The sequence below is a fragment of the Bradyrhizobium cenepequi genome (genome assembly GCF_020329485.1).
In the GTDB taxonomy this organism is placed as follows: Bacteria; Pseudomonadota; Alphaproteobacteria; order Rhizobiales; family Xanthobacteraceae; genus Bradyrhizobium; species Bradyrhizobium cenepequi.
Genome location: NZ_JAGKJI010000037.1, coordinates 1 through 24,611, shown reverse-complemented (window position 1 = coordinate 24,611; position 24,611 = coordinate 1). Strand labels below are relative to the sequence as shown.

General features: G+C 60.7%; 22 protein-coding genes and 5 pseudogenes. 10 read left to right on the top strand and 17 right to left on the bottom strand.

Going from position 1 to position 24,611, the window contains the following annotated elements:
- Nucleotides 1–17 precede the first annotated feature (17 nt).
- Nucleotides 18–362, top strand: a pseudogene (locus tag J6497_RS29490) (metal ABC transporter solute-binding protein, Zn/Mn family); the annotation flags it as partial.
- A gap of 144 nt (nt 363–506) precedes the next feature.
- Here the strand turns inward: J6497_RS29490 and J6497_RS29485 are convergent.
- The 3 genes and pseudogenes from J6497_RS29485 to J6497_RS29475 all read right to left on the bottom strand — a co-directional run bounded on the left by J6497_RS29485 (nt 507) and on the right by J6497_RS29475 (nt 2,532).
- Nucleotides 507–1,064, bottom strand: a complete 558-nt coding sequence (locus J6497_RS29485; RefSeq protein ID WP_225707760.1) for an LbetaH domain-containing protein — start codon at nt 1,062–1,064, stop codon at nt 507–509.
- A 192-nt stretch (nt 1,065–1,256) separates the two neighbouring features.
- Nucleotides 1,257–1,470, bottom strand: a pseudogene (locus J6497_RS29480) (thioredoxin reductase); the annotation flags it as partial.
- A gap of 131 nt (nt 1,471–1,601) precedes the next feature.
- Nucleotides 1,602–2,532, bottom strand: a pseudogene (locus tag J6497_RS29475) (hypothetical protein).
- 248 nt (nt 2,533–2,780) lie between these two features.
- Here J6497_RS29475 and J6497_RS29470 point away from each other — a divergent pair.
- The 6 genes from J6497_RS29470 to J6497_RS29445 all read left to right on the top strand — a co-directional run bounded on the left by J6497_RS29470 (nt 2,781) and on the right by J6497_RS29445 (nt 11,490).
- Entirely contained in the window at nt 2,781–4,007 is a 1,227-nt protein-coding gene (locus J6497_RS29470; protein WP_225707804.1) for a GTP-binding protein, read from the top strand.
- A gap of 170 nt (nt 4,008–4,177) precedes the next feature.
- Nucleotides 4,178–4,879: an ABC transporter ATP-binding protein gene (locus J6497_RS29465; RefSeq protein ID WP_225707759.1), complete on the top strand. Its 702-nt coding sequence runs from the start codon at nt 4,178–4,180 to the stop codon at nt 4,877–4,879.
- Nucleotides 4,879–6,396: a DUF3526 domain-containing protein gene (locus tag J6497_RS29460; protein WP_225707758.1), complete on the top strand. Its 1,518-nt coding sequence runs from the start codon at nt 4,879–4,881 to the stop codon at nt 6,394–6,396. The genes J6497_RS29465 and J6497_RS29460 overlap by 1 nt, the downstream gene beginning before the upstream one ends.
- On the top strand, nt 6,290–7,705 hold the full coding sequence (locus J6497_RS29455) for a DUF3526 domain-containing protein (protein WP_225707757.1): 1,416 nt from the start codon (nt 6,290–6,292) through the stop codon (nt 7,703–7,705). The genes J6497_RS29460 and J6497_RS29455 overlap by 107 nt, the downstream gene beginning before the upstream one ends.
- A gap of 171 nt (nt 7,706–7,876) precedes the next feature.
- Nucleotides 7,877–10,024: a TonB-dependent receptor gene (locus tag J6497_RS29450; RefSeq protein WP_312010384.1), complete on the top strand. Its 2,148-nt coding sequence runs from the start codon at nt 7,877–7,879 to the stop codon at nt 10,022–10,024.
- A gap of 2 nt (nt 10,025–10,026) precedes the next feature.
- A complete protein-coding gene (locus tag J6497_RS29445; RefSeq protein ID WP_225707755.1) occupies nt 10,027–11,490 on the top strand; it encodes a PepSY-associated transmembrane domain-containing protein in 1,464 nt (487 codons plus the stop codon).
- Nucleotides 11,491–11,901: 411 nt separating this feature from the next.
- Here J6497_RS29445 and J6497_RS29440 read toward each other — a convergent pair whose 3' ends face one another.
- From J6497_RS29440 to J6497_RS29425, 5 genes and pseudogenes are all read right to left on the bottom strand, one after another.
- Nucleotides 11,902–12,063 (bottom strand): transposase domain-containing protein, encoded by a 162-nt coding sequence (locus J6497_RS29440; RefSeq protein WP_225707803.1) that lies wholly within the window; start codon nt 12,061–12,063, stop codon nt 11,902–11,904.
- A gap of 101 nt (nt 12,064–12,164) precedes the next feature.
- Nucleotides 12,165–12,631 (bottom strand): annotated as a pseudogene (locus J6497_RS41315) (IS66 family transposase); the annotation flags it as partial.
- Complete coding sequence (locus tag J6497_RS41310; RefSeq protein ID WP_283845265.1) at nt 12,606–12,884, bottom strand: IS66 family transposase; 279 nt, start codon at nt 12,882–12,884, stop codon at nt 12,606–12,608. The gene J6497_RS41310 and the pseudogene J6497_RS41315, both read right to left, overlap by 26 nt.
- Nucleotides 12,835–13,095: pseudogene (locus J6497_RS29430) on the bottom strand (transposase); the annotation flags it as partial. The pseudogene J6497_RS29430 and the gene J6497_RS41310, both read right to left, overlap by 50 nt.
- A 142-nt stretch (nt 13,096–13,237) precedes the next feature.
- Nucleotides 13,238–14,374 carry an autotransporter outer membrane beta-barrel domain-containing protein gene (locus tag J6497_RS29425; RefSeq protein ID WP_225707754.1) on the bottom strand — a complete coding sequence of 379 codons (1,137 nt, stop codon included), beginning with the start codon at nt 14,372–14,374 and terminating at the stop codon, nt 13,238–13,240.
- A gap of 260 nt (nt 14,375–14,634) precedes the next feature.
- Between J6497_RS29425 and J6497_RS29420 the strand changes: the two genes are divergently transcribed.
- Nucleotides 14,635–15,018 carry a recombinase family protein gene (locus J6497_RS29420; protein ID WP_249793794.1) on the top strand — a complete coding sequence of 128 codons (384 nt, stop codon included), beginning with the start codon at nt 14,635–14,637 and terminating at the stop codon, nt 15,016–15,018.
- On the top strand, nt 14,946–15,107 hold the full coding sequence (locus J6497_RS41660; protein ID WP_312010386.1) for a recombinase family protein: 162 nt from the start codon (nt 14,946–14,948) through the stop codon (nt 15,105–15,107). The genes J6497_RS29420 and J6497_RS41660 overlap by 73 nt, the downstream gene beginning before the upstream one ends.
- A 257-nt stretch (nt 15,108–15,364) precedes the next feature.
- Here the strand turns inward: J6497_RS41660 and J6497_RS29410 are convergent, their stop codons facing one another.
- The 5 genes from J6497_RS29410 to J6497_RS29390 form a co-directional block, all read right to left on the bottom strand.
- Nucleotides 15,365–15,538, bottom strand: a complete 174-nt coding sequence (locus J6497_RS29410) for a hypothetical protein (protein WP_225707753.1) — start codon at nt 15,536–15,538, stop codon at nt 15,365–15,367.
- 209 nt (nt 15,539–15,747) lie between these two features.
- Entirely contained in the window at nt 15,748–16,788 is a 1,041-nt protein-coding gene (locus tag J6497_RS29405) for a 4-hydroxythreonine-4-phosphate dehydrogenase PdxA (RefSeq protein WP_225707752.1), read from the bottom strand.
- Nucleotides 16,789–17,001: 213 nt separating this feature from the next.
- On the bottom strand, nt 17,002–18,111 hold the full coding sequence (locus J6497_RS29400) for a substrate-binding domain-containing protein (protein WP_225707751.1): 1,110 nt from the start codon (nt 18,109–18,111) through the stop codon (nt 17,002–17,004).
- Between the two features lie 3 nt (nt 18,112–18,114).
- A complete protein-coding gene (locus J6497_RS29395) occupies nt 18,115–19,203 on the bottom strand; it encodes an ABC transporter permease (protein ID WP_225707750.1) in 1,089 nt (362 codons plus the stop codon).
- 11 nt (nt 19,204–19,214) lie between these two features.
- Complete coding sequence (locus tag J6497_RS29390) at nt 19,215–20,729, bottom strand: sugar ABC transporter ATP-binding protein (RefSeq protein WP_225707749.1); 1,515 nt, start codon at nt 20,727–20,729, stop codon at nt 19,215–19,217.
- Between the two features lie 207 nt (nt 20,730–20,936).
- Between J6497_RS29390 and J6497_RS29385 the strand changes: the two genes are divergently transcribed.
- The gene (locus J6497_RS29385; RefSeq protein ID WP_225707748.1) at nt 20,937–21,602 is read left to right on the top strand and encodes a GntR family transcriptional regulator; all 666 of its coding nucleotides are present in this window, start codon (nt 20,937–20,939) and stop codon (nt 21,600–21,602) included.
- A 105-nt stretch (nt 21,603–21,707) separates the two neighbouring features.
- On the opposite strand, the gene J6497_RS29380 is transcribed toward J6497_RS29385, so the two are convergent.
- From J6497_RS29380 to J6497_RS29365, 4 genes are all read right to left on the bottom strand, one after another.
- Nucleotides 21,708–22,634, bottom strand: coding sequence for a YncE family protein (locus tag J6497_RS29380; protein ID WP_225707747.1), 927 nt, complete (start codon nt 22,632–22,634; stop codon nt 21,708–21,710).
- Complete coding sequence (locus J6497_RS29375; protein WP_225707746.1) at nt 22,627–23,574, bottom strand: SMP-30/gluconolactonase/LRE family protein; 948 nt, start codon at nt 23,572–23,574, stop codon at nt 22,627–22,629. The genes J6497_RS29380 and J6497_RS29375 overlap by 8 nt, the downstream gene beginning before the upstream one ends.
- A gap of 239 nt (nt 23,575–23,813) precedes the next feature.
- Nucleotides 23,814–24,308 (bottom strand): substrate-binding domain-containing protein, encoded by a 495-nt coding sequence (locus tag J6497_RS29370; RefSeq protein WP_225707745.1) that lies wholly within the window; start codon nt 24,306–24,308, stop codon nt 23,814–23,816.
- A gap of 5 nt (nt 24,309–24,313) precedes the next feature.
- The coding region (locus J6497_RS29365) for a transposase (protein ID WP_225707744.1) at nt 24,314–24,611 on the bottom strand (298 nt) is incomplete at its 5' end.

Sequence of the window (24,611 nt, the reverse complement as noted above, 5' to 3'; positions counted from 1 at the left end):
CGATCCCGCGGCAACACCGCAAGATTCTGACCAGCCATGATGCCTTCGGATATCTTGGACGCGATTACGGCATCACGTTCCTGTCGCCGCTCGGCCTTTCCACCGAGACCGAAGCATCCGCAAGCGATGTCGCACGACTGATCGATCAGGTAAGGGCCGAACACGTGAAGTTCTATTTTATCGAGACCTCCAATGATCCGCGGCTGGTGCAGCAGATCGCGAATGCGACCGGCGCGCAGCCGGGTGGTAAACTCTATGCGGAGGCTCTCTCAGTCCGTGATGGACCGGCCCCGACCTATGCCCAAATGTTTCGGCATAACATCGACTTCCTCGCGAAGGCGATGGTACCGCCGAGCAATTGATCCGGCCGTCGCACAGGAGGGGAGAACCCACGGCCATGACCAACGCTGCCGATGAGATGACTCATCAAGGCTAGTGAACATCGCTAGCTAGCCGCGACGAGACGTAGACCAGCAACGCGAACAATGCGGCACATCGAACCTCGCTCAGAAATCATTGCGGAGCTTCCGATAGTCGTGAGCGTGGCCCACATTGGTGCGTGCCACGTGCTCGGAGAAAGTGGTCATGTCGATCGTCACCTGTGGAATGTTGGCAAGGTCAGAATCAGAATGGACGGTCGTCGTGGACGGTACATGGAAGCCAGCCGGAAGATAACAGCCTTCACTGAATTGTGACGTATCGCCGAGCCGTCGCCAATCGTGCAGTTGAACACGACCGAGTTGAAGCCAACAAAGAACATCATCGCCAATCGTGCAAGGCCCATGAATGATTGAACGGTGAGCGATCGAGGTTCGTCGTCCGATCGTGACCGCTTCGCCCGATCTTGAGTGGATCACAACACCATCCTGGATGTTCGTCGCACCGCCGATACGAATCGGTTGCAATCCGCCGTTCTCATCGGTCTCGTCCGCACGGATGACAGCATAAGGCCCAACGAAAACATCCTCCTCGATGATCACGAGGCCACAGATGATCGCGGTCGGGTCGATAAAAGCAGTTTCGGCGATAGTCGGCCAGTCGCCCCTGGGGTTGCGTCGGATCATTCGATATTCCTTATCGGAGAGGCCTCAAAGAGATAGGAGAGGCTTTCGTGCAACCTGAAAAGCTATCGACAAGGCCAGCGTCGCAAAGACGTCGCGCTAAAGGATCGTCATCCATAACAGAAATGCTGGTGAGGCCGAGCTGACCGCAGTAGTCGAGCAGCGATGCAGGCGCGCGGACGTCCATCACTCGCTCTCGATCCACGTCAACGTCCGATACGCCTCAAGCTGCTGTCGGGCCGATTGCGCGATCTCCGCCGGACTGACGCCATCTTGTCCCAGAAAACCGTGCGAATGGCTGGCGAAGCGGTTTCGTCTCAGCCCCGCGTCAATCACCAGACCGCAGGAGCTGGAGAGCGGCGGCCATTCCGGCGAAACTGCCGCCAATGACAATGACATCATACTTCATTTTCAAGTCCTTCTGGAAGGCTAGCCGCTCCGCGCGTCAGCGGGCGAGGACGGCGGCAAGATCGGCGAGCGTGACCTGAGCGAAGCTCTCAAGCACCGCGGCGTCGATGAAATCTCTGTCGAGCGGCGCATTCACGAGTCCTTGCAAATCGGAATAGGTCGTGGCGGGGGTGCCGGATGACTCCGCTTGTATTGACCGAGCACTTGCTCAAGGATTTCTCTTGCCCAGAATTTCGGAGCGCCGATTTCTCTCAGGCAGGAGGCGTTCCAATATGGTCCGGTGCGTGATGGTGAGGGGTCGCTCGCTACCGCGTGCATGACAGCGTCGATATCGGCTGCGCGAGGATAAATGTAAAGCGTCGTCGGATCGTCCTTCGTCATCGCGAGGATTTGTCCGACGTCCGATGTCGACCAGCTGGTGCAGCCATTGCTGCGACCACCAGCGTATTCCACCAGCGTACCGAACGGAACGTAACCGTCGTGGTTTGCGTAGGGACTGCGCGTATCCTTTCGAAGGCATACTCCCTTTAACGAGACAGCCGCGTGTCCGCCGATCTCGCGTTGTCTGGCGTTTGCGGTCTCACCTTCTCCATCGAACTGCAGAAATGAACGTATCAAGACCGCATACTGTTTCGCTGAGACCCGGTAGTAGCCTTTGAAAGACGTTTTCGTCTCGCGCGTTACATACGGTCCGCCGGCTGTTAGGTTCGAGTCCATTGCATTGCTGAAGTTCTTCGCGCACCGTCTTCCGTTGGCGAAATCCGCGATGCCTTTCAAATTGCGGCCGCCGCCGTGGCCCGACGAAATGGCGCGAAACGACCTATCGGCTTCGCAGATAATGTAGAACCGACGGCCTAATTTGCCATCGTTCAGACTGTTCGGCCGGGTCGCGTCCATGGCGAAGTAGCAGGGATTTCGTACCGCGCCTTCCTTGATCTTCTGGAAGTAGAGCGCACGCGCCCGGTCGCGCAATCCGGCCTTCGTCTTCGCCAACATGGGCCTCCAACCAGGCCGGGATGTCCGATGATTGCTCTGCCGCAAATGATCGCGGCGACGCAAACATGGCGATGGCGATGGCAAAGAGATAGAGGATATGCAGAGGGATGGTTATCGACGGCACCTGCTCAATCCCTCCTATCGATGCGCCTAGCAATGGAATGTATGGGAATTTCACCGCGCAGCCGCGGAGCGCGCTCCGCCACTGCCGGTTCGTCCCACGACAGACCGAAAACGTCGTTTCATTGCGAACCGCTTGCAATCTTCCAATCGGTGCTGCAATGTAGATGCAACGTTATAACATTACACCACTCGATGTCCAGAACCCCGCAAATCGACAAGCGTCTCCCCGTCACGGTGCTTTCCGGCTTCCTCGGCGCCGGCAAGACCACGCTCCTCAATCACGTGCTCAACAACCGCGATGGCCGCAAGGTCGCGGTGATCGTCAACGACATGTCTGAGGTCAATATCGACGCCGACCTCTTGCGGGACGGCGGCGCCAATCTGTCGCGTACTAACGAGAAGCTCGTGGAAATGACCAACGGCTGCATCTGTTGCACCCTGCGAGACGACCTTCTTCTGGAGGTGCGCAGGCTAAGCAAGGAGGGACGGTTTGATTATCTCTTGATTGAGAGTACTGGAATTTCCGAGTCTTTGCCGGTTGCCGCGACTTTCGATTTTCGCGACGAAGCGGGCGATTCGCTATCCGACGTGGCGCGCCTCGACGCGATGGTCACCGTCGTTGATGCGATCAACCTCCTCAGGGATTATGAGTCGCGTGACTTTCTGCGTGACCGCGGTGAGATCGCGGGCGATGGGGACGAACGCACCTTGGTCGATCTCCTGGTCGAGCAGATCGAATTTGCTGACGTTGTCATCATCAACAAGGCGGCGGACGTAGGAGCAGAGCAGCTGGCCGAGGCGCGGCGTGTCGTTCGTGGACTGAACGCCGATGCGCGGATCATCGAAACGACATTCGGCAAAGCGCCACTCGACTGCATTTTCGATACCGGCCTCTACAGCGAGGAAAGAGCCCAAACTCACCCGCTATGGCACAGGGAGCTCTACCAATTTGCCGACCACAAGCCGGAAACCGAGGAATATGGTGTGCGCTCCTTTGTCTACCGCGCCCGGCGACCGTTCCATCCCGCCAAGCTCCATGTGCTACTTGGTCGAAGTTTCAAAGGTGTGTTTCGAGCCAAGGGGCATTTCTGGCTCGCGACACGCCCAGAGTGGCTCGCGGAACTCTCGATCGCGCGGACAGTGACGCGCACCGAGGGACTCGGGCGATGGTGGGCGGCGGTGCCGAAGGAGCGTTGGCCAAGAGACGAAGGGTCGATGTCGCATATGCGGCGGCATTGGACGCCGACTTGGGGAGATCGCCGACAAGAACTCGTGTTCATCGGCGGCGCAGAGATGGACGAGGCTGCGATCAGGGCTTCGCTTGATGAATGCCTTTACGGATCGGTGACGACCGTCCTTTCGAAATCTCACGCCCGGCTTGATGATCCTTTTCCATCGTGGGGTAAAGCAGCGGTCTGATTTTAGGACCTGCACCAGCTCTTGTATCAAGGGGCGTTGCTTCCTTGAGGAGGCAGCGGTCTCGAATCTGGCGAATCTCCCACGATTTCATCCGGCACAGTTGCAGAAGGATAGTTCCGGCCATGGTGGATTTCAGGGCTCTACAGTCTCTGCGTTGTTAGGAGTTTCACATGCTGACAGCCGAACATCTTACTAAGCGCTTTGATGGCCTTCCAGCGGTCGACGATCTCTCCCTGACCGTCGCGCCCGGCGAAATTTTTGCACTGCTTGGCCCCAATGGGGCCGCCAAGACGACAACAATTAACTGCTTCCTCGGCTTCCTGACACCGGACCAGGGTCGGGTATCGATCGACAGTCTCGATGTCGGAACGCACTCGCTCGATACCAAGCGTCGCCTCGCCTACATCCCAGAGCAGGTCAACTTCTACAGCCATTTCTCCGGCGTCGAAAACCTGGCCTATTTCAGTGAGCTTGCCGGCGCTCGCCACGACGACGCGGCGCTGCGGAACTTTTTGTCCGAAGCCGGCCTGCAAGCCGACGCTCATGACCGCCGCGTAAGCGGCTATTCGAAAGGCATGCGGCAGAAGGTCGGCATCGCCATGGCGCTCGCCAAGAGTGCGAAGGCACTTATTCTCGATGAACCGACGAGTGGCCTGGACCCCAGCGCGTCGCACGAGTTCACCGTTCTGCTGCGACGGTTTGCTGGGAGCGGCGCCGCCGTGTTGATGGCGACCCACGATCTCTTTCGTGCCAAGCAAGTCGCAAGTCGGGTCGGGATCGTACGTGCCGGTAAGCTCGTGCATGCGCTCACCGCGGCCGACCTCAGTCATGCCGATCTCGAAACGCTCTATCTTGAAACGATGGCGTCCTGATGGCCATGATTGCGACCATCGCCCGCAAGGAATTCATCGAACTCATCCGCGACGGCCGTTTCCGCTGGACCGCCGCGATTGTCTTAGGACTCCTGGTGACGGCCCTCATGGCTGGCGGTTACTACCAGCGCGATCTGATCACGCAGCAGCGCGCTGCACAGGCCGCCGATCAGGCGCGATGGTATGCGCAAGCCCCCAAGAATCCGCATTCTGCTGCGCACTATGGCCTCTACGCCTTCAAGCCCCGCTTCGCCCCGGCGTTTCTCGACCCGGGCGTCGAGCCCTATACGGGGATCGCAGTCTGGCTTGAGGCGCACAAGCAAAACGAACTGATGTTTCGACCAAGTGAGGACGCGACCATCGCGCAACGCTTCGGCGACATGACGGTTGCGCTCGTGCTGCAAATCGTGCTGCCACTCGCCGTTATCATGCTTGGGTTCAACGCGTTTGCGGGCGAGCGCGAGCGTGGCACGCTGCGCCAACTTCTCAGCTTGGGACTGAGGCCGCGGGACCTTGTTATCGGCAAGATGTCGGGTTTCACCGCTGCCGTGGCATTCATCGCGGCGCCGGCAGCGCTGCTAGGCGCAGCGACCCTCGCACTGATCGGGCCGGCTGGTGGCGAATTGCGATTTGCTCTGCTGGCCATAGCCTATGTGCTCTACCTTGGCATCTTCCTGCTCCTCACTCTGGCCGTATCTGCGCGGGCACCCTCGTCGCGCTTTGCCCTCGTGATCTTGCTGGCGTTTTGGGCGGTGAATTGTCTGCTCGCACCACGCCTGGTATCGGATTTCGCGGCGGAGCGTCATCCGCTGCCGGAGGGCGTTTCGTTCAAGGCCCGACTACAGGCGGCGCTACACGACCCCGCAGGCACGTCGGCAATGATGAAAGCCCGCACCGCCGCACTGTTTAAACAATACGGCGTGACGCGCGAGCAGGACCTGCCAGCGAATCTCGCGGGCTTGAGCCTTCAGGTCGGCGAGGAGCACGGCTACGAGGTGTTCGAGAAATTCTACAATGAACTCTACGCGCCTATGGTAGCTCAAAACCGCCTGCTGCAGCGCGCCGCTGCATTCTTTCCCCAGCTCGGTATCCAGGCGATCTCGATGGGGCTTGCGGGCACTGATCTCGCCCAGCATCGCGATTTTACTCGCGCGGCGGAAGAGCATCGGCGGGTGGAACTCAAGATCATCAATGATGACATCCTACAGCATCCCGTGAAGGCCGGAGATGTCCATCTCGGTGATCGCGAATTATGGGCGAAAGTACCGGCATTTCATTATCAGGCGCCCAGCATCGGCTGGGTGCTGTCGAACCACTCGCTCACACTTGTCCTCCTCCTTCTCTGGTTTGGATTCGCTGCCTGCCTCGCCTGGACCGGTGCGGCGCGCCTCACCCCGCTTAGGTATTTCCATGTTCAAGACCGTCTTTCGGTGGGAGCTTCGGGCGCTGCGACGGGATCCCGCATTCTGGGTAGTGCTGATTTTCGGAATTGTCGCACTTGGCTTCGCGCTCGTTAACGGCGAGCGCTGGCGTTCGCATTTGAACGGCGTGCGTGCTGCGGCTGCCCAGCAGGACATTTCGGCTTGTGCAGTTGCTCGGGCGAGCGCGACTCGTATCAATAGTGGACAGCAACTTGCGACCTTCTTCGATCCACGTAACGCCTATGTCTATGCGAATTATCTCATGTCGCATTACGCGGTTTTGCCGGCGACGCCTCTAGCGGCCTTTACCGTCGGCCAAAGCGACCTCCTGCCGTCGGCACTGCCGCTTGCCCCTGGTCGCCTGCCTTCGCTCACAGACAGTTCCGAACCCGAGAATCCACATCGTCTTCTGATCGGCCGTTTCGACCCCGCATTTGCCGTGATCTTTTTGTTCCCGTTGCTGATCATGGGACTAGGCTACGCGTTGCTCGCAGGCGAGCGGGAGCGCGGCACTCTAGCGCTCCTGCTGGCGCAGCCATTGACGCTGGGAGCACTGTTCGCCGGCAAGATCATGCCTCGGATCTTACTGATTGGTGGGTTGCTGGTGTCGTTCATCGTGATTTGTGCAGTCATCGTCCCCGTTTCCACCTGGCCCCGCCTTGCGCTTTGGTCTGCCGTCGCGATCGCCTACGCTGCATTCTGGTTTGCCTTGACCGCGGCCCTTGTGACCCGCCCCGGTGGTACGGCCATGCACGCCGTGACTCTGGCAGCAGCGTGGCTCGCCCTGACCCTATTGGTACCCACCGGTATCAATCTTGCTGTTAAGACGATGGCGCCGGTACCCTCTCGGGTCGAACTGATTCTTGCTTCGCGTGCCGCGACTGATAAGGCTACTGCCCAGCGCAGCAAGCTCCTCGGTGCGTTTTATGAGGATCACCCGGAGCTTGCTCCTGCTGGTGGTGATGGCCTGCACGGCGCAGACTTCATCACGCTGCAGCTGGTGACCGGCCAGAGGGTGGAGCGCGATCTTGCGCCTGTCCTGGCTCATTTCTCGGATCAACTTGCCCGCCAGCAGCGCCTGGTGGAGAAGCTGCAATACCTTTCACCGGCGCTGCTCGCGCAATCGGCGTTCGCCGACGCAGCGGGAACGGGCCCGGCTCGCTATGCTTGGTTTTTCGAGCAAGCGCGCGCGCATCATTCGGAATTGCGAACGTTTTTCGAGCCGCGAGCGTTGCGCAAAGAGAAATTTGCCGCCTGGGATGACGTGCCCGGGTTCGATTACGTGGAGGAACCGATTATCTCTGTCGTCACGCGTCTTGCGCCTGCCGTCGGCGCACTTCTCTTTGTGGCACTCGGCTTTGGTCTTCTCAGCTGGCTGGCGCCGCGCCGCCAAATTGTCGCGTAGTCATGTGCGGCTGTAACGATCGATTGCGCCACGGCCTTTTCTTCATATGAGTCTGTGATGAGCGATAATTGTATAGCTACACGATTTGGCGCAGTGCTAGTCATCGCCGTTTTCGTTCCCGCCGAAAGTTGGTCACAAACCGCAGGCCCAATCCAGCTGGAGGCCATTGTGGTGGAACGGAGCGCCGCGTCCACGCGCGCACGGCGTGCGAAGAGCGACAACGCCACCCGCGCCGCGCGTTCTCACCACCATCGCAGCATTGCCGCTAATACTGGCGCACCGGTTGCCACGCCCACCGGCCCGGTGGTTTCCGTGCCGACCCTTAACCTCACCGGCACCACATCGACCGGCAGCCGTCTCGGCCTCACCCGCCTGCAGACACCGGCCAGTGTCGAGGTGATCTCCGCCGAGACCATGGCCGAGCGCGGCCAGCAGAACATCCTCGCCGCGGTGACGCAGAATGCCACGGGCTTCACCGCCGCCCCTGCACCCGGCAATGGCAGCATCGCATTCAACACCCGCGGCTTCACCGGCAATGGCACCGTGATGACGCTGTATGACGGCACCCGCCTGTATGTCGGCTCCGGCACGCTCACCTTCCCCTATGACACTTGGTCGGCCGAGCGCATCGAGGTGCTGCGCGGACCGGCTTCGGTGATGTATGGCGAAGGGGCCATCGGCGGCGCTGTCAATGTGATCTCGAAACTGCCGCTCTGGGTACCGCGCAACCAGGCCGAGATTTCATTCGATACCAACATGCGGCGCCGTCTCGCCGTGGACAGCGGCGGGCCGGTGGGCAAGGACGTCGCTTACCGCATTACCGCGGTCGGCAGCATGTCGGATGGTTGGATCGATCGCGACCGCCAGTCCGATGTCGAAGTTCATGCCGCCGTGCAGGTGAAGCAGAACGAAGACGTCACCTGGACGATTTCGACCGATTACGGCGACCGCAGCCCCTCGCGCTATTTCGGCACGCCGCTGATCAACGGCAAGCTCGAGACCGCGCTGCGCTTCCAGAACTACAATGTCGGCGACAGCACCATCCGCTATCAGGACAGCCAGAGCCAGGTGAAGACCGAGTGGCAGGTGAGCGATGCGATCACGCTGCGCAACACGCTGTATTACCTCAACAGCCAGCGCCACTGGCGCGATGAAGAAAGCTACATCTACAACTCCAAGACCGGCCTGATCGATCGCGGCGGCGGCAACTATATCGAGATCCTCCACGACCAGGCGCAGATTGGGGACCGGTTCGACGCCACCTTCCGCGGCCACATCTTCGGCATGGTCAACGAATTCGTCACGGGCTTCGACATCAACAACATCGCCTTCACCCACACCAACAACTCGCCCTATGCGGGTTCGTCGTCGGTGCCGCTGTTCAATTTCAATCCGGGCTCGTTCTACGCGACCACATCGCCGACGGTGCCGGGTTTCAACACCACCACCAACCAGTATGGCGTGTTCGCGGAAAATCGCCTGGCAGTGACCGAGCATCTGTCATTGATATCGGGCATCCGTCAGGACGAGCCGACCGTCACGCGCACCAACCATGTGACGCCCGCCAACAGCTATGAGAAGGCGTATCACGCAACCAGCTGGCGCGCCGGCGCGGTCTATACGCCAATCAAGGATCTCGCTTTCTACGGCCAGTATTCGGTCGCCGTCGATCCGGTGAGCAACCTGATCACCAGTTCGGCGGTGAACAGCACCTATCAACTGTCCAGGGGCAAGCAGGTGGAAGTTGGCGTCAAGCAGTCGTTTTGGAACGGGCGCGGCGAGTGGACCCTGGCTGGCTATGAGATCGTGAAGAACAATCTACTGGCACGCGATCCGAACAATCTGGCCGTGACCTTGCAGGTCGGCCAGCAATCGTCGCGCGGCGTCGAGGCATCGGTCGGTTTTGCCCTCGATCACGGCTGGCGCATCGACGCCAACACCGCATTCCTGCGCGCGAAATATGACAACTTCGTCCAGTCGGTCGGCGGCCTGCCGGTGAACTATGCCGGCAATGTGCCGGTCAACGTGCCGCAGAGCGTCTCCAACGTCTGGGTAACCTGGGCTTTCGCGTCGAACTGGTCGGCCAATGCTGGCGTGCAGATCGTGGGCAAGCGCTATGCCGACATCGCCAATACGCTGGAAATGCCGGCCTACAACGTCGTCAATGCTGGCTTGCAGTGGAAGCCGGATCTGAACACGACGGTGTCGCTGCGGGTCTACAATCTGTTCGACACGGTCTATGCGACTTCGGGCGGCACCAATCAGTGGCTGCTCGGCATGCCGCGCACGGCACAACTCGCGGTTAATGTGAAGTTCTGAGCGTGCCACGCGGTCTCACACGCAAACTCCGGCGGTGGCTGTATCTCACCCACCGTTGGATCGGCATCGCCACTTGCCTGTTCTTCGCCATGTGGTTCATCTCCGGCGTGGTGATGATGTATGTCGCGTTTCCCGGCCTCTCCGACACAGAGCGACTGGCGGCGCTGCCCGACATCGCATGGGAGAAGGTGACGCTGTCGCCCGACGATGTGATGAAGACCGCCGGCATCCCACGCTATCCGCGCGACCTCCGCCTCGCCATGATGGATGACGAGCCAGTCTACCGGATCACCGGATGGGATGGCAAACGACAGTCGATCTCCGCCGTCGATGGACGCGCCATCACTGCGATTTCCGAACGGCAGGCGCTCGCCATCGCCGCACATCATCCGGCGAGCACGTCGCCGCGGCTTGCAGGAATGGTCGATCGCGACCAGTGGAGCGTCACTGCGCGCTACGATCCGCTGCGGCCATTCTATCTGATCAATCTCGGCGATGACGCCGGCACCGGCCTCTATGTCTCGTCGTGCTCCGGCGAGATCGCGCTCGACACCGCCCACCGCGAGCGTGTCTGGAACTGGCTCGGCTCGATTCCGCACTGGATCTATCCCACCGTGCTGCGCAAGGACGGCCCACTGTGGCGGTCGGTGGTGCTGTGGATCTCTGGCATTTGCCTGATCGTCGGCATCACCGGCATCTGGATCGGCATTTTGCGCGTACGCTTGAAGCGGCGCTATGCGAGCGGCACCATCACGCCGTATCGTGGCTGGATGGCGTGGCATCACGTCACCGGCCTGATCGCCGGTATCTTCGTGCTGACCTGGATGTTCTCGGGCTGGCTGTCGCTCAATCCCGGCGAATACTTTGCCAATCGTAACACAGCGCCCGAGATGATGCAGCGCTATGCCGGCCACGACGCGCCGACCATCGCGGCGAATCTGCCGATACCGGGACAAAATGCAGTTGAAGCCCGCTTTGTCTGGCTCGACGGCAGCCCGATGATGATCCTCGCATCGCGCGATGGCATACAGGCGCCACGCAATATCGTAACCGGCGACATCGTAGGACTGCCACAAGATCGCCTCTGGGCTGCCGCCGCAAAGCTGCTGCCACATGATCACCTCGCCGAAAGATTAACCCTCGAGGACTACGACGCTTATTGGTACGCGCATCACCACGACCGCGAATTGCCGGTGCTCCGTGCGGTGTTTGATGATGCGGCGAAAACGTGGTTTTACATCAGCCCCGTCACCGGTGACATCGTCGGCCGCATCGACAATAGCCGTCGCACCTATCGCTGGATGTTCAACGCGCTGCACAGCCTCGATTTCAAATTGCTGCTGATGTATCGCCCGACCTGGGATATCGTGGTGTGGCTGCTGTCGATACTCGGTACCATCGTCTCGGTCAGTGGTGTCCTGATCGGCTGGCGATATTTGCGCTTGGATTGGCGTCGCGTGAGATAGAAATTATCGGACTGCAGGTCTTCGATCGCGGCGAAGCTCATGGCGTCAATTGCCGCTTCGGTTATCAGAGCCGGCCCGCATTCGCCGGTCCTGGGCGGAACAACACTTTGTTTCCGCCGCGGGGGAAGCCGGTGCTCGCGTCGGCGCGTCGCTGGTCATGCAGACGCGATGCATCAGTGAACAACGTAGGCAGGACTATTCGCAAGTGTGTCTAAGATGGTCGGCAAGAAGCTTCGAGTTCGTGGAGTATGGGACGCTCGATCATTATGCTGTCCAACCCATCTCACGGTTCAGTTGCTGCTCCGAAGCTATCCTGTGGTCGTAGACCAAGAACGTCGGATGACGGCGTTGCCGGTCGGCTTGCCGAACGTGAGCCTCGGAGGACTTCAAGGTAAGCGCCCAGCCCCAACCCTATTGATGCCGGCTTGACGTTTTGCGGAATCGCCATGGCATGAGGTCTTCGATTCCGCTTTGGGGATGGCCGGCGACGATCGCACCTTTGCGCGTTTCTGTGATGTAGGCGACGGGGTTGATGTCGTTGAGCTTACAGGTCGCAACGATCGACGCAAGCAAGGCCCAATTTTCTGCCTCGAACTCATGACCGGCGAAGAGCGCGTTTTTCTGGTCGAGCAGATCGGTCTGACGGCGTTTTCAACCGGATTGGTGTCGAACTCGAGACGCCCGTCATCGAAGATTCGCGTCAGTCCTGGCCAATGATTGAGCGCGTAGCGGATGTCCTTCGCGAGTGTTGAGCCGCTTGAGACATCGACAGCTGTTTTTCAAACCACGGCTTCAACGCGGCGATGATGGGCAGCCAATGTTCCGTGCGCGCGGCCAACCGGATGTCCGGCAACAGGCCGCGGACCGTGGCTTCGATGGCGTAAAGCTGTGCGATTGCGGCCTCGGCGATCGGCAACTTGCTGTTGCGCGCCAATTTGACGAAGCGCCGACGCAGATGGCTCCAGCAACGCACGAGCGTCCGAGCCAGCTTCGAGAGCCGGTCGTACCCGTCGCATTGCAGGAAGCGCCCGTTAAAGCCCGCCAGGAACTGCTCGGAAAAAGCGCCGCTGCGACCGGATGCATAGCAGAACAGCACGATCGGCGGACTTGGACCGCTATGGCCGCGATCGTCGGAGGCAATCGCCCAGAAGTAGCCATTCTTCGTCTCGCCGCGCCGGGGGATCGAGCATCGGCGCCGTGATTTCGTCCATGAACAGACGATCCGCCGTGGCCAGATGGCGGCGCATATGATCCCCGACAGGCTGGAGATGGAAGCAGGCACGGCCCGACCAGTTGCCCAGCGTCGCCCTATCGAGCCGGATGGCTTGTCGCGCATCGATCCGGCCGACGGTAGAACAGCGTATGCTCGCCGAACTTGGCCCCGATCTTGGCATGGAGCGACTTCACATCGATGGCGCGTAGCGCCGCGGCATTGCTGCCCCTGGCCCCGAACACATCGGCGGTCTCGCTCTCAAGCTGGGCTTGCCAAGACGTGATCTGATTGGGATGCACGTCGAACTGCTCCGCCAATAGAGTCAGTGTTCGATCGCCCTTGACGGCAGCAAGCGCCACCTTCGCCTTGAAGGCCGGTGTATGGTTCCGCCGTGCTCATCTGCTCATCGTCTCGCGGGCCAATCTTGCCCGCCGTCAGGAGCCGGCTCTGTGGACTTCCACCACCTACTCCTTGCCGGTCTCCCAGCGCACCAACTGTAATGCTAAGCCTGAAACTCATTGACCATGCGTGTCCTCAGAACTTCACGCTGAAGTTGGCGCTGAGTCCGTTCTGGGTGACGCCTGAGCCGAACTGGCTCTGGTAGGCGATGCCAAGGCTGGTGTTGCTGCAGAGCTGGAAGTCCAGACCGGCTGCGATGAGTGTCACGTCCTTGCCAATGGATGCGCCGGACGCTGTAAAGGCGCTGGAACCGGCAGCAAAACTCGCTGTCGACAGCGGAATGCGGTCACCAACGGCATGACGCCAGCCAAGATCAGTTCGTGCGGTCGTGGCTACGTGGCCAAGTTGAAAACGGGTGGTGGCGCGGATGCCGAGGGTGGAGAGCGTCGTTTCCATCGCGTCGGCGTCAATATCAAGTGCCGCTCCGTTCAATCCCTTCTCGCTAAAACCATCCGTCATGACACGAACATAGGCGAGATTGGCATAGGGCTCGATCAAGGAACGGTCGCTGACATGGAGCCTGTAGCCCAGTTCTCCAAAGATCTGGAAAGTGCCTGCATCGTAATCCGAGATTATGTTGTCGCTGAAGCCCGCAAATGCAACGTTGCGGCTCATCTCCAGATTGTGCCATGTGTCGGCAAGGCCTGAGCGAAAGGCGATGGCCCCGTTTGGCGCAGCCCACTCGGTACTGGCATAGGTCCCGAAGGTGTAGTTGTCGCTGCGGCCTGATGAAGAAAGGGCGTTAACGTTGAAGGTGGAGCGGCTATAACCTGCCAGAACACCGAAACGCCAGTCGTCAAAGACAGTCGCATCGATGCCAGTCATTAAGCCGCCAATGGTGGAATTGGTCTTTGCGGCATTGCTGTCTCCTGATTGCGTCGTCCAGCCGCCAAAGACGGCGCCCCATGCGGCGTAACGCTGCACGTCAGACGGGACGTCAGTGAAGGCCGGGGCGACCCCACCGATGGCGGAGTCGGATTTGCCGCCTGCCTCCTGCTCAGAACCATAAGCCATTACCGCAATTGGCGAGGATGGCGCGCCGCCAAAGGTCTGTTCGAGCCGGTTGTAGACTGCCGAACGGGCATAGAAGCTGTCATTGACACGCGTGCCTTTGCCCGACGCAGAGGCGGACGGCGAAAGCTGACGCAGCGCGGATGTCACCACTGTACCGTCCGAGGCGGAGAACTCGAGTGCTCCGACGAGCGAGCGCATCTGCGAGCAATTCGACGAACGGATACTGAGAGTTCGCGATGGCCCTGGAAGCGGCAGGGGCAGTATTCGTGCTCGGTGTATCGCACTTTCGATAATTGGCCCGCGGGACCGCGAACACCACCGTAGCCCGTGCATCAGATTGAGCCGATGCCAGGAAACGACGTCGCCCCGAAGGCGCTCAATGGGAAGCGGCTAGGATTTGCGAGGCTGACGGGCAAGGGGGCGGACGCACTCGACCGCAGGCGCAGCTAAAGGCCGCATTGGGAACAGCACGAAGGCACAGGTGCCACGTAGGGGTCGCAAAGCTCGACCGGCTCAGTCGCGATGTTCAATTCATCTCTGGCCTGATGGCGCACAAGGTGCCGTTCTTGGTAGCCGAGCTTGGCCCTGACGTTGACCCCTTTGTGCTGCACCTGTTTGCTGCCCTTGCCGAAAAGGAGCGCGCGCTGATCTCTACGCGCACCCGGCAGGCCCTGTCAGCTGCGAAGGTTCGCGGGGTCACGTTGGGAAACCCAAGGCTCCACATGGCCCGCAGGAGCGCGGTGGAAGCCGTAAAGGCGGAAGCGGACAGATACACGCTGCGAACATCCTGCCCATCATTCGCGAAGCACAGAAGGCCGGTGCGAGCACGCTGCGGCAGATAGCGGACGCGCTGAATGCCCGGGGTATCCCAACAGCCCGAGGAGGCCAATGGTACGCTCAATCGGTCGCGAAGATCCTCGAACGGGCCTAAGGGGGAACATGACAGTCGGAGCGTTCTTCGATGGGTAGGTACCAAGCCCTCTCACGGGGGAGGCTTGGGGGCCCTTGGAAAATGAGCCTCTCCGCGCCTACCGGGCTCCTTTCCACGCGAACCGGTCCCCTCGACTTCAAATGGTTGACCTAAAGGCTGCTGCTGCCTCCGCCGAGCTTACAGCTGCAGTGTGTTCTCACGGGCCACGCAAAGTGATGCGGCCGAGCATAGCGGCCACTCATGCGAGGCCCATGGCGTCAGTCTCTCGCCACCACTGTGTCGTAGAGCCCGTAGTGGGTCAACCCCTCGTGACTCTCGATGCCCGTGTACCGAAGGGACGCGTCTTCGTATCGGCGGAACGCGAACACCGCCTGGTTCATCTGCTCGGTGTTGAACAACGCCGGATCGCTCAAATCAGCTTTGTCGCTCAAGAGAGTGAGGTCGCGCTCTCGACCGGCGTCTTCGTGCTCGGGCTCGATCAGGAAAGGCGCAACCGAGGCCAGACAGTCTTTGATGGCGGTAGTGGCATCTTCGCCGGTGTCTCGTCAGTCATGCTCCGATTTCCTCCGTATTGCGCGCGAAGACGTCTGGCAAAACGCGACGAGCGCGCCCCTTCAACTCACAGACCGCTGTAGCGCTTTCACGCAGCGAGGGCCGCTTGTCGGCGCTGTACTCCCATGCGCGCGGCGAGCAGTAGCGCGGCACGACTTGCACCGGGATCGGCAACGCCCTTGCCGGCAATATCGTAAGCCGAGCCGTGGGCCGGCGTGAGCAGCGGAAACGGGAAGCCGCCGAGGAGCGTGACGCCTTGATCGAAGCCGATCAGCTTCATCGCGATCTGCCCCTGATCGTGATACATGGTGAGCACTGCGTCGAATTCGCCCTTGCGGGCGCGCACAAAGACCGTATCGGCCGGCAGCGGGCCATGGCAATTGATGCCTTCGCCGCGTGCGACGACGATGGCCGGCTCGATCGTATCGATTTCCTCGCGACCGAAATTGCCTCCGTCGCCCGCATGCGGATTGAGGCCGGCAACGGCAATCCGCGGCACGGCGAAGCCACCTGCCTTCATTGCCTCGTCCGTCAGGCGCAGTCCGCGCAAGATGTTGTCGCTGGTGATCAGCGGTGCAACGCCCGAGATTGAGACATGGGACGTGACACGCGCATTCCAAAGATGGGGCAGAATGTTGAACTCGCTGGCCACGCCCTTGAAGTCGAGCATCTCGGTCACGAACACGATCTCGTCCTCATAAGCCGGATGTACCAGCCTCATCGCAGCCTTGTTGAAGGGGGTGAAGGTGACGACGTCGAAGCGTCCCGCGTCTGCCAGCGCGAGTGCGCGCTTGAAATTCTGGAGCGCGAAGCCTCCACCTGCCTTGGATATCTCGCCCACGGGAATGTCCTTCGGATCGAGATGACAGAGGTCGAGCAGCAGCGGCCGGTCGTGTTCCGCCGGAATGTCGTCCTCGCTTCCGATTTGGTCGATATCGAGGGATACGCCTGCGACGCGAGCGCCTTCGTCCAACACGCGCCGGCCACCAATGACGAGAATCTGCGCGGCTCCGGTGACCTCGCGATCCCCGAGCAGCGTGGCTGTCAATTCCGGAGCGATGCCGGCTGGATCACCCATCGCGAGCACGATGCGGGGACGAAGTCGGCTCGGTTCAGTCGCGCGACCCATGAATACCTCGCAGTCAAGACAGTTGCCGCGTTGTAGCTCTGGGCACCGTACCGGTAAAGCACTCTGTATGCTGTATGCAGAACTCATTTGCCGAATGAGGCTTTAAACCCCAGCGCTCCGGGAGCGCTGGGCCGTCACGGAAGTCTTCAGTTCTTATTGGAACGTTCCGCGCGGCCGCGGGATCCGACCGGCGACGTCGACGCTTTTCCGAGGCTATTTCTCAAGGCGGCTAACGCCCCAGATCGCCTTGTAATGATCACGGTAGCCGTTGTCTGGATCGAAGATATTCTTCGGGCCGCCGTCGTAGGCGATGTTGCTCGCGGCGACCAGATGGATTCCGGAGACGAAGCCTGACCACGGCTGCTTGTTGAAGGCCCGGTTAAGCTCGTCAACAAGCTGCCAGCCCTGTTCGTTCAAGGGCTCAGGAACGGTGCCCGCCTGGTAATGCTTGGCACGAATGCGCTGGAAGGCCGATTCAGAACCGTCGCCGGCCGAGATCGCCTTCGGCGCGCCATCCCCCTTCATGCCAGCCGCAGCGAGCGATGGGCCCATGAAATCGAAATAGAGATCATTGATCGCGAGCGAGTGGGTCCATTTCGCGCCGTACTTCTGCAACAGCGTCGTGGTCAATTGCGGCATCCGCTGCGAGCTTTCTGCGATCGGAGAATCGACGAACTCGAGCACGGTGCAGCCGCCGCACTTCTTGATCGCCGCTTCCATAGCGCGCGCCTTGAACACGGCGATTTCATACTGCGTGTCGGTGAAGATGATGACGCCGGCCTTGCCGCCGGAATCGGCGATCGCCTGGTAGGCGGCGGTCTCTGACACGTCCTGCGGCGACGTCGTCAAGTTGGCGAAGATTCCCGCCTGGGGCTCCGGCCCAGGCTTGGTGCCGGAATGCCAGCCAACGACGATTGCGCCGGCTTTGGCCGCCGCGTCGAACGCGACCTGCTGCTCCTTGGTGTCGAAGCCGCCGACGACGATGCCGTCGGGCTTGAGCGTCAGCGCCTGATTCATCGCCGCGGTGCGCGCCGAGACCGTGCCCTGCCCGTCGATCACCGTCACCTTCCAGCCGGCAGCCTTGGCGGCTTCCTTGACGCCTTCGGAGGCGCCGAGGATGCCGCCGTTCTTGAGGTCGCCAGCGACGAACACGATCTTCTTGCCGGCTATGGCCTTCGGACCCGTCGTCGGTCCGTCCCATTTGTCGGCGCGCGCCGTTGCAGCAGTGGCCTTCTTGGTCGCCGTGTCGATGTAGTCGTCGGCCCGCGCCGTCGATGCAAAAGCGAGCGCGCAGACGCTCGCCAGCACTATCGTCTTCGTCATGTTTCAGTCTCGCTTGGTCGTCGTTGCGGATTGTGTCGATTCCGTTGGCGGCGGCATCGCCGGCGCGCGAGAGGAAGCCGCGCCACGCCGCCGCTGCGCGTAGCCGGCGATGCCGATGGCCACCAGCAAGGTGACGCCGTTGAACAGCGGTTCGACGAAGAATGATGCGCCGAGCTGCTGGATGCCCGAGATGCCGATGGCCAGGATGGTGACGCCGACGATCGTGCCCCAGACGTTGACGCGCCCCGGCTTGATCGTGGTCGAGCCGAGGAAGGCGCCGACGAGCGCCGGCAGAAGATATTCCAGACCAACGCTGGCCTGGCCGATGCGCAGCCGCGACGCCAGCAGCACGCCGGCAAAAGCGGTGAGCAGGCCCGACGACACGAAGGCGACGATAGTGAAGCGGCGCACTGGGATGCCGTTCAGCGCAGCCGCCTTTGGATTGGCGCCGATGGCATAGAAATACCGCCCGATCGGCAGATATTCGAGCGCGATCCAGAGCGCAAGCGAGAGCGCGAGCACGTAATAGCCGGTGATCGGCAGGTCGAGAAAGATCGATCCGGCAAGCGCATAAAAACCGTCCGGCGCGACGCCGACAACCTGATGTCCCTGCGAGTGCCACATCGCGACGGCATACAAAATGGTGCCCGTGCCCAGCGTCGCGATGAAGGCATCGATTTGCGCGATCTCGACCAGCACGCCATTGAGGAAGCCGACGCAGCCGCCAAGGACCAGCACCGTCAGCACAGCGAGCGGCCAGGGAAATCCAAATTGCGTTTGCAGCGAGATCGCCAGGATATGCCAAAGCACGATGCCATAGCCGACGGTGAGGTCGATCTTGCCGGTGACCATCGGGATCATCACGGCGAGCGACAGGATCGCTATGATCGCCTTGTCGCCGATGATCGAGCGCAGGTTGATCATCGTCGGGAACGTTTCGGGCAACAGGATCGAGAACAGCAGTGCGAGCAGCGCCGCCAGTATGACGAGACCGTAGACCGGCGCGAACCGCTTGAGCTGCTCGAGCCGCGAGGCCTGCGCCAGCTCGAAGCGAGTCGGCTCCAGGGCGGTGGATTTGATCGATGACGCCATTTCTTCCTCCGTCAGGCTGCGCGCGTCGACACCGCCGCGGCGTGGATCAGCCGCTTGATTGTGATGTCATCGTCCGAAAGTTCGGCGACGATCTGGCCCCGCGAGAACACCAGCGCGCGATGGCAGAGCCGCGCGACCTCCTCGAAATCGGTGGAGACGACGATGACGCAGAGGCCGGTGGCCAGCGCCTGATCGAGAAGCCGGTAGATCTCGGCTTTGGCGCCCACATCGACGCCGGCGGTCGGATCCTCTGCAATCAACACTTTGCCGCCAATGGCGAGCCAGCGCCCGACCACGACTTTCTGCTGATTGCCGCCCGACAACGCCTCGATCGCGAGATCGGGTGCGTTCGGCCGTAGGCCGACACGCACGCCGATTTCATAAGCGTTGCCTCCTTCCCTTTGCGGCGACAACAGCGAGAACAGCCGCCGCCCCATCGCCACGGGGTTGAGGAAGGTGTTCTCGCGGATCGAGAGTCCCGCCGCAGTGGATTCATCGACGCGGTCGCGTGCGATCAGGCCGATGCCGGCGCGCATCGCGTCCGCGGGCTCGTTCAGCGCGAGGCGCTCGCCGTCGAGCAGAATATCGCCGGCATGCGCCATGGCGCCGAACAGCGCGCGGCTGATCCGCTCGTGTCCGGCACCGCGCAGGCCGACGAGGCCGACGATTTCCGACGTAGCAATGGTGAAGTCGACAGGGCCGACGCCCGCGACGGCGACGCCGCGCGCAGCGAGCCGCGCGGTCCGTGCGCCGGAGCGCGGCGATCCCTCGAAGCGTTCCAGCGCCTTGCCGACGATCAGCGAGACGAGTTCCTCAGGCGTGGTCTCGGCGACGTTGCGTTCGCCGACCAGTGCACCATCGCGTAGCACGGCGATGCGGTCGGCGATCTCGAACACCTCATCGAGGCGGTGGGAAACGTAGATCATGCCGACACCGCGCGCCTTCAGCGGACGCAATGCCGCAAACAGCCGATGCACCTCGTCGGCCGGCAACGACGCCGAGGGTTCGTCCAGCACCAGCACGTCGGATTTCACCGCGAGCGCGCGAGCGATCGCCACGAGCGATTTTTCTGTCCGGGTCAAGTCGCGCACACGCATGGTCGGATCGAGCGGACAGTCGACCTGAGCCAGAGCCTCCATGGTCGCCCGCTCAGCCGCCCGCCAATCGATGCAGCCGCCACGCCGGGGATAACCGAGCGCGAGCGAGATGTTCTCGGCGATGGTCATCCAGTCGATCAGCCCGAGGTCCTGATGGATGAAGGCGACTGGTTGACGCTCGCCGAATTTCGGAGGGCGATGCCGGTACGGCGCGCCGCGATAGTGGATGGCTCCGTCGCTCGGCTCGACGATGCCGGCCAACGTCTTGATCAACGTGGATTTGCCGGCGCCATTTTCGCCGAGCAGCGCCAAGATCTCGCCCGGACGCAGCTCGAAGGTCACGCCGCGCAGCGCCAGCGTGCCACCGAATCGCTTGACGATGCGGTCGAAGCGGATGAGCGGGGTGTCCCCGCCCCCGTCATTGGGCATGATCGCCCTCTCTAACGGTTATTACTGTATACAGCACTCTATGTGTAGCATAGACCATGCGGGCGAGTTAGCAACAGAAACAGAGCGCGCAACTCTATTTTGCGCATTGCATACAGTGTATCGTGCGCAAACGAATGATTTTCTTGAGATATTCCGCCCAACCTAAGACCCTGACGGAATCTCCGCGCAACAACACATGGGTGCAACATGGCCAAGCAGACCGGCAGCATCGAACCGATTCACCGACGCACGCTGCACGGAGAAGTATTGCCGCGGCTACGCGATATGATCATCGAGGGTGTGCTCGAGGCAGGCACGCGCATCAACGAAACCGAACTCTGCCTGAAGCTCGGCGTTTCGCGTACGCCGCTGCGCGAGGCCATCAAGACGCTCGCCGGCGAAGGGCTGATCGAACTTGTCATGAGCAAGGGCGCTGTAGTCCGGCGCTTCACGCGCAGAGACGTCGCCAATATGCTGGAGGTGATCAAGCTGTTCGAAATTTTCGCGGCAAAGGCTGCCTGCGCGAATGCGACTGATGCGGAGATCAAGGCTGTTGCCCTGCTGCACAAAGCTATGGTGCAGGAATACAAGAAACGAAATCGCTTGGGCTACTATAAGCTCAATCAGGACATTCATTCCGAACTAGTGCGCCTCGGCGGCAATCCGGAGATCGCTGATCTGCACAGCATGATTCAAGCCAGGCTCAAGCGCATCCGCTATCTCGGCAATCAGGAGTCCACCAAATGGGCGGGGGCCCTCGCCGAGCACGAGGAGATGATGAAGGCGCTGGCCACACGCAACGGCAATGCACTTGCCGAAGTCATGGGCCGCCACATGGACCAAACGCTGCTTCGGGTAAGCGATACGTTGTAACGGCTACGCTCTCGCCGATGGCTGAACTGCCTTGGTTACTCCAAGGTAGCAGACGTCATCCTTGGTCGGCTGGGCCATGACAGGAGTTTCCTGCGAGTGACCGTGTCACCTGCGGAAACAGATCGAGACATCTGGCTCTCGCCCGGTAGCAAAGCGGCATATCTCGGAGCAGGATTTGAGATCAATTCGGACCAGTTGATCGTTTTCTAGCGAAATAAAGGCTTCGGCGCGCTCTGGATGAAGCGAGGCGGCAGTGGCTCGCCCACCAAGGTGAAGATACGCCCTCTCGTGCAACGTGGTACGGTCTAGGATCGAGATGCTCTCGTCGACATAGCTGGCGAGCAACAGCTGATCTTCACGGTATCGATAGATACGCGTCCCTTCCCCGCGGACGGTGACCTTGCGGAGCACGCGGCATGTCGCAGTATCGATGTCGGCAATCGTGCCATCGCCACGGTTGAGGACATACAGGCGATCCTCCTCCGGCGACAAGCACAGCCCCTCTGGCTTCACGCCCGGTTCAATTGCGATCGGCGCAATGCCGGAACCGAACGGCGCCACTTTGGTCACCGAATGCGACATGAGGTTGGAACAGAAGACGGACTGGCCATCCCGGCTGACCGCCACGAGGTGGCCCTTCACTCCCCCAGTCCTGACCGCATGAGCGGGACGCGCGTCCGCCTTTGGTTCGGTCACAACGCAAAGGAGATCATCGGCCTCCGCAAGCACAAACAGCCGGCCGCGTGCATCACACTGCAGTCCATGCAATCGTCGGAACGGTCGAAAATCGATTGTATTCGTGATGCGTTGCTCTAACAGGTCCACCACAAAGACCTCTGATCCACCATGTCGTGTATCGGTCGAATTGAAGGCGCCGTAGTGGCCCACATAAGCGGTACGGCCGTCGGGATCGAGCGCGAGTTCATGAGGAAATTCCGGCAGAGCAATGGACTCGATGAGGCGATCCGCTGCCAGATCATAGAACGCGAGCCGATGCGCGCTCTTCTCGACAATAGTCAGGATCTCAGACATCGGCAGGACGATTCCAATCCAGTGTCCGACCAATGACCGATGCACCTCTCGTCTTGACATAAAGGGCGTAGAGCGAGGTCTGGGCGCAGATATAGAGACGATTACGCTTCGGGCCGCCGAAGCAAACATTCGCAACGATCTCTTCAAGCGGGATTGTACCGATGTGAGTACCATCGGACGCATAGCAGAACACGTTCCGTCCCGCCGACGTCCAAAGATTGCCCCGTTCGTCGACTCGAAAACCGTCGAACGCGCCTTCTGAACACCTTGTAAATGCGCGAGGTTCGCTCACCGAGGCTCCGTCCGGGCTGACGCAATAAGCGGTGATGGTAATCGGGAGGCCGGGTACATGCGAGGCACCGGTGTCCCCAACGTAGAGCGTCTTTTCGTCTGGCGAGAATGCGAGACCATTCGGTCTCACGCGATCCCGCACCACTTCAGTGACGGCGCCCGATCCCGGGTCTATCCGGTAAACGTTCGATGCACCTATCTCGGATTCAGCCAGATCGCCCTCATACTCGCTATCGATGCCGTAGGTCGGGTCGGTGAACCATACTGAGCCATCCGACTTGACGACCACGTCATTTGGAGAATTCAGCCGCTTGCCCTCAAAGCGGTCAGCGAACACTGTCACAGACCCATCATGCTCTGTTCGCGTTATGCGCCGAGTGAGATGCTCGCACGTGACCAGACGGCCCTCTCGGTCCGTGGCGTTGCCGTTCGAGTTATTACTGGCGGCACGAAACACCGATACCGACCCATCGGTCTCGTCAAATCGCATCATGCGATTGTTGGGAATATCCGACCAGACCAGATATCGGCCAGCTGGAAAATAGGCCGGGCCTTCTGCCCAACGGCAACCGCTTGCGAGTTGTTCCAGTTGCGCATGATCGACGATCAGAGACGAGAAACGAGGATCATGGACGATAGCAGACTTCATGATTCAACTCTCTTGATGGGCGACCCATTCTCGGTCCCGACCTCCGCTGTGACGGCACTCCGATCCGGAAAGAGCCTGCACATCGTATTCTGTATACAGAACTACATCCGAGGCCTATCGAAGTCAAATGGTGCTAACGACCGATACTTGGACGGCGGAATCTGCGGCAGTTGCAGCAGTGGAATTGGGTTATTGCATGTGGCGTCGCCGTCCGCTTCGGAAGCACCGCTGCGCTCGGTCTATGTGCTTTCACGCTCGAGTGGCAACGCACTGATCTCAATACACTGGGGCGGCAGTTGTGCTCCGCGCAAATCGGCCGCCTTGAGCTCCAAAATGAGTTCGCCTGTCTTCCGTCCGACCACCTGGGCATCGACGACCACTGTCGTAATCGTCGGCGAGGCGGTGCGCGATATCTCGCCAAATCCGGCGATAGCCAGGTCGCGCGGCACCTGTATGCCCCTTCTCTGGCAGGCCGATACAACGCCGAATGCGCAGGGATCGGACACGCAGATCACTGCATTCGTGTCAGGCCACCTTTGCAGGACTTCCGCGAGCGCCTGGGCCCCCTGCGTCATGGTGATCGGCGGTGGGGCAAACGCAAGGAAACGACTGTCATCGATATTCGCGGCCTTGAGCGCATCCTTAACACCCGCGCGGCGCTGCGCGCCGCGAGTGCCCCGGTCATTTGTTTCACCGATAAAGGCAATGTTGCGATAGCCCTTAGCGATCAGCACCGCCGCTAGTGTTGTGACTCTAACGCTTGTTTCGCGCGGGGGACTTTTTCGAGGATTTCACCCGCGGATTTGGTCCAGATAAAGGGCTTTGGGGCGGCGTTGTGGTTTTCCAGGTATTCCATGATCGCACGCTTGAGCTCGGCGACGCTCTCGAAGGCGCCGCGGCGGATGCGGTTTCGGGTGATCTCGGCAAAGAAGCGCTCGACCATGTTGAGCCAAGAGGCCGAGGTCGGCGTGAAGTGCAAATGGAAGCGTGGGTGTGCCTTGAGCCAACGCTTTACGGCTGGTGTCTTATGGCTGGCA

Excerpts from the sequence above, each read along its gene's own strand:
- J6497_RS29485 (WP_225707760.1), bottom strand. The coding sequence starts at position 1,064 with ATGATCCGACGCAACCCCAGGGGCGACTGGCCGACTATCGCCGAAACT.
- J6497_RS29455 (WP_225707757.1), top strand. The coding sequence starts at position 6,290 with ATGTTCAAGACCGTCTTTCGGTGGGAGCTTCGGGCGCTGCGACGGGAT.
- J6497_RS29470 (WP_225707804.1), top strand. The coding sequence starts at position 2,781 with ATGTCCAGAACCCCGCAAATCGACAAGCGTCTCCCCGTCACGGTGCTT.
- J6497_RS29400 (WP_225707751.1), bottom strand. The coding sequence starts at position 18,111 with ATGACGAAGACGATAGTGCTGGCGAGCGTCTGCGCGCTCGCTTTTGCA.
- J6497_RS29460 (WP_225707758.1), top strand. The coding sequence starts at position 4,879 with ATGGCCATGATTGCGACCATCGCCCGCAAGGAATTCATCGAACTCATC.
- J6497_RS29390 (WP_225707749.1), bottom strand. The coding sequence starts at position 20,729 with ATGCCCAATGACGGGGGCGGGGACACCCCGCTCATCCGCTTCGACCGC.
- J6497_RS41310 (WP_283845265.1), bottom strand. The coding sequence starts at position 12,884 with ATGCCAAGATCGGGGCCAAGTTCGGCGAGCATACGCTGTTCTACCGTC.
- J6497_RS29405 (WP_225707752.1), bottom strand. The coding sequence starts at position 16,788 with ATGGGTCGCGCGACTGAACCGAGCCGACTTCGTCCCCGCATCGTGCTC.
- J6497_RS29380 (WP_225707747.1), bottom strand. The coding sequence starts at position 22,634 with ATGTCTGAGATCCTGACTATTGTCGAGAAGAGCGCGCATCGGCTCGCG.
- J6497_RS29465 (WP_225707759.1), top strand. The coding sequence starts at position 4,178 with ATGCTGACAGCCGAACATCTTACTAAGCGCTTTGATGGCCTTCCAGCG.
- J6497_RS29385 (WP_225707748.1), top strand. The coding sequence starts at position 20,937 with ATGGCCAAGCAGACCGGCAGCATCGAACCGATTCACCGACGCACGCTG.
- J6497_RS29375 (WP_225707746.1), bottom strand. The coding sequence starts at position 23,574 with ATGAAGTCTGCTATCGTCCATGATCCTCGTTTCTCGTCTCTGATCGTC.
- J6497_RS29395 (WP_225707750.1), bottom strand. The coding sequence starts at position 19,203 with ATGGCGTCATCGATCAAATCCACCGCCCTGGAGCCGACTCGCTTCGAG.
- J6497_RS29425 (WP_225707754.1), bottom strand. The coding sequence starts at position 14,374 with ATGCGCTCGCTCGTCGGAGCACTCGAGTTCTCCGCCTCGGACGGTACA.